This window comes from Clostridium sp. HV4-5-A1G (assembly GCF_900184915.1).
GTDB lineage: Bacteria > Bacillota > Clostridia > Clostridiales > Clostridiaceae > Clostridium_B > Clostridium_B aromativorans.
This window is the reverse complement of sequence record NZ_FXYI02000234.1, coordinates 1-4,246: the sequence shown is the minus strand read 5'-3', so window position 1 is coordinate 4,246 and position 4,246 is coordinate 1. Positions and strand designations below refer to the sequence as shown.

3 protein-coding genes are annotated in these 4,246 nt (G+C 33.2%); all 3 read right to left on the bottom strand.

Going from position 1 to position 4,246, the window contains the following annotated elements; genetic code table 11:
• A partial coding sequence (gene mutS / locus J5G60_RS16835; protein WP_207876586.1) for a DNA mismatch repair protein MutS occupies window positions 1-2,503 on the bottom strand: 2,503 nt, incomplete at its 3' end.
• A 17-nt stretch (window positions 2,504-2,520) separates the two neighbouring features.
• Window positions 2,521-3,864 (bottom strand): tRNA (N6-isopentenyl adenosine(37)-C2)-methylthiotransferase MiaB, encoded by a 1,344-nt coding sequence (gene miaB / locus J5G60_RS16830; RefSeq protein ID WP_150358945.1) that lies wholly within the window; start codon window positions 3,862-3,864, stop codon window positions 2,521-2,523.
• A 72-nt stretch (window positions 3,865-3,936) separates the two neighbouring features.
• Entirely contained in the window at window positions 3,937-4,179 is a 243-nt protein-coding gene (locus J5G60_RS16825) for a GntR family transcriptional regulator (RefSeq protein ID WP_150358944.1), read from the bottom strand.
• Window positions 4,180-4,246: the final 67 nt, after the last annotated feature.

Here is a 4,246-nt window from a genome sequence, read left to right as displayed (position 1 = left end):
ACTTAATATTTTTTTTATTTTTTAAAGTATTATTATTTTCTGCTTCATCCGATTTTTTAATAAATGTATTTTTACTTCGTACAGAGTCACAGGATTTTTCATTTTCCAGGCTATCTAATATTTCCTGGGCTCTTTTCAAGACCTTCTCAGGAAGTCCAGCAAGCTTTGCAACTTCAATACCATAGGACTTATCTGCCCCGCCTTTTATAATCTTTCTTAAAAATACTATATTGTTATCTACTTTTTTAACAGATACACAGTAATTTCTAACCCCACTTATCGTACCTTCCAATTTAGTCAACTCATGATAATGAGTTGCAAATAGTGTCTTACTCTTTAACTTATTGTTCTTACATATATATTCTATTACGGACCAGGCTATGCTGAGGCCATCATAAGTGCTGGTTCCCCTACCGACTTCATCTAATAAGATTAAACTTCTGTTAGTAGCATTTTTCAATATATTTGAAACTTCCCACATTTCTACCATAAAGGTACTTTTACCCGAAGATAGATCATCAGATGCACCTATTCTGGTAAATATCTTATCGCAGATAGATATAGATGCCCTTTTAGCTGGAACAAAGCATCCTATTTGAGCCATAATTACAATTAGGGCTACCTGCCGCATATAAGTGGATTTGCCTGCCATATTGGGTCCTGTTATTAAAAGAAGTTGATTTTCAGAAGCGTCCATATTGGTATTATTTGATATGAATTCTCCCGAGGGTATCATCTTCTCTACTATAGGGTGTCTGCCCTCTTCTATTGATATTTTATCTGAAAGAGTAATATCAGGTTTACAGTAATTATTTTCCACGGCCACTTTTGCCAGGGAGCTCAAGCAGTCAATTTGGGCAATTATTTCGGCGGAGGTCTGCATTCTATTAATTTCCTTTTCTATTGCATTTCTAATATCTATAAAGGTATTATACTCTAAAGATATCAATTCGTCTTCTGCTCCTAAAATTTTGTCTTCCATTTCCTTTAATTCTGGAGTTATATATCTCTCCGCATTCGAAAGAGTTTGTTTTCTTATGTATCTGCCCTCTGGTACCATGCTCAAGTTGCTCTTGGTCACTTCTATATAGTATCCAAACACTTTGTTATAGCCTATTTTCAATGACTTTATTTTGGTAATCTCCCTCTCCCTCTGTTCAAGAGAAGCTATCCAGTCCTTGCCATGAGTTTTTACCTCTCTTAATTCATCTATTTTGCTGTTATAGCCCTCCTTTATTAAATTGCCTTCTTTTAAAGAAATTGAGGGGTTCTCCAATATGGAACTATCTATCAACGACCATATATCTTTTAATTCATCCAGATTTTCATACATGTTTTCTAATAATTTAGTTTTAAAATGCGACAGTATGGATTTCACATTAGGTATCTTCTCTATAGAATTTTTTAGAGAATTCAATTCCCTGGCATTTACACTTTTAGAAGATATTTTTCCCACCAGTCTCTCAACATCGTATATATTCTTTAAGGCTTCCCTTAAATCCTCGTGATAGGATATGTCATCAGAAAGTTCCTCTACGGAATTCAACCTCTCAATTATTTTATTCCTGTCCATAAGCGGTTGTTCCAACCATTTTCTAAGTTTTCTTCCCCCCATGGCAGTATTGGTCTTATCTATGACCCAGAGAAGAGATCCCTTCTTTTTGTTTTCCCTCAAACTCTCTGTTATTTCCAGATTTCTTCTAGAATTACCGTCTATAAGCAAATAGTCAATTACATTGTAATATTGAAGTTTATTTATATGGGAAAAATTAGTTTTTTGGGTCTCATGTATATACTTAAGAAGAGAACTGCAGCATTTCATGGTTTCAATTTTATATTCTCGTGGATTAAAATCTGCAAATTGTCCCTTTAATATTTTTTCCACATTTTGAGAAAAATAATCCATATTTAATTTAGTAATGGATCCATTAAAAAATTCCTTTATTTTGCTCAATAATGAGCTTTCAATATCCTCTTGAACTAAAATCTCTTTTGGACTATATTTGGATATTTCATCCATAATTATAGATAAATCAAAAGGAGTATCTGTACAATCAAATTCTCCTGTAGATATATCTGCAAAGCATAGTGCTGAATTCTCATTTTTATCTATGTACAGGCACATTATATAGTTGTTTTTATTTTCTTCTAAAAAAGTAGAATCGGTATAAGTACCGGGGGTTATAAGTTTAATAATACCCCTCTTCACCAAACCTTTTGCAAGAGCAGGATCTTCTAGCTGTTCACATATAGCTATTTTATAGCCCTTGTTTATCAAACGGCCCACATATGAATTGGCTGCATGATATGGAATACCGCACATAGGTGCCCTTTCTTTTAAACCGCAATCCCTTCCAGTAAGAACTAATTCCAATTCTCTAGCTGCTGTCTTTGCATCTTCAAAAAACATTTCATAAAAATCACCTAACCTAAAAAACAGTATATAGTCCTTGTATTTTTCCTTCATCTCCATATACTGTTTCATCATTGGAGTCAATGTCACTTTGGTTCCTCCTTCTGTTATATCTGTTTACCTGAAAGTGAAAAAGAATGTGCTTTACTTATTCTAACCTTTACCAATCTTCCTATGGAATCTACATCTCCCTGAAAATTAACAAGCTTGCCGGTTCTTGTTCTTCCCATAAGTTTCGCACTATTGTTTTTGCTAAGACCTTCAACCAGTATCTCTTCTATTTTCCCCTCGTATACCTTGTTTTTCTTGGCTGAAGATTCATTTACAACTTCTACAAGCCTGTTAAATCTTTCATGTTTTATATTTTCAGGAACCTGTTCTTCCAATTTATCAGCCGGAGTTCCCTTTCTCCTGGAATATATAAAAGTAAAAGCGGAATCATATTCTACTTCTTTTGCCAGATTTAAAGTCTCTTCAAAGTCCTCCTCACTTTCTCCCGGAAATCCGACCATTATATCTGTAGTAATGGCTGCTTCAGGAATTTTTTTCCTTATTTTATATATTAGCTCCAAGTACTGTTCTCTTGAATAATTTCTGTTCATTCTTTTTAATATATTATTAGAACCAGATTGTACTGGAAGGTGTATTTGTTCACATACCTTATCACATTCTAAAACTGCATCTATTACATCCTCAGTTAAATCTTTTGGATGTGATGTCATAAATCTAATTCTATCAAGTCCTTCTATACCGTTGATTCTCCTCAGCAGCTGGCTGAACTTTACCTTTGGAACCAAATCTTTACCATAGGAATTTACATTCTGACCTAAAAGTGTAATTTCCTTGTAACCTTTTGAAACCAGATCTTTTATTTCATCTTCAATATTTACAGGGTTACGGCTTCTCTCCCTTCCCCTTACATAGGGAACTATACAGTAAGTACAGAAATTATTGCAGCCATACATTATAGTTACAAAAGCCTTTACAGTACTTTCCCTGTCTATTGGAATATCTTCTACAATACCGGTCTCTCTATCCTGAATCTCCACTACAGAACTGTTTTCCTGGCGTACTGTATTCAAATATTGGGGAAACTTATAAGCATTATGAGTTCCGAAAATTATATCCACAAAGGGAAATTTTTTAATTATGTTTTCTGCCATATGCTTTTGCTGCATCATACATCCACATAGAGCTATTATAAGATTTGGGTTTTCCCTTTTCATCTTTTTCAATGCTCCCAAATGTCCGTATACCTTAAGTTCCGCATTTTCTCTTACGCAACAGGTGTTGAGTATAATCAAATCCGCATTAATTTTACTTTCCGTTCTTATATATCCCATTTTTTTCAGCATTCCGGACAATTTTTCCGAATCCTCTTCATTCATCTGACAGCCCCATGTCTCAATAAAAAAGGTTTTTTCTATTTTATCTTTATTGCAGCATCGCATATCTGCAGTGAATTTTTGTGTTATCATTTCTTGTTCTCCAATTCATATTGTTTTTACTTTATAATTATATCCTTAATATCTATTTGTGTAAACATTCTGCAACTGCAGTATCTTTAATTTGCCACGTTTGGAATAGATATAACCCATCTCCTGTAACCTTTCATAAGCTTTTCTAGCCACTATTCTTGGGACTTTATAAATATCAGCTAAATCATTTTCTGATGGTAATTTATCATTGTTCTTATATTTTTTATTATTGATGTTGTATATTAATTCATCGATAATTTTAATTTCAATATCATTATTATCATTCATAGTTTCCACCTCAGTTTTTTATATATATTCATACTAAATTAGTTTTCTTAATCCAATATTTTATATT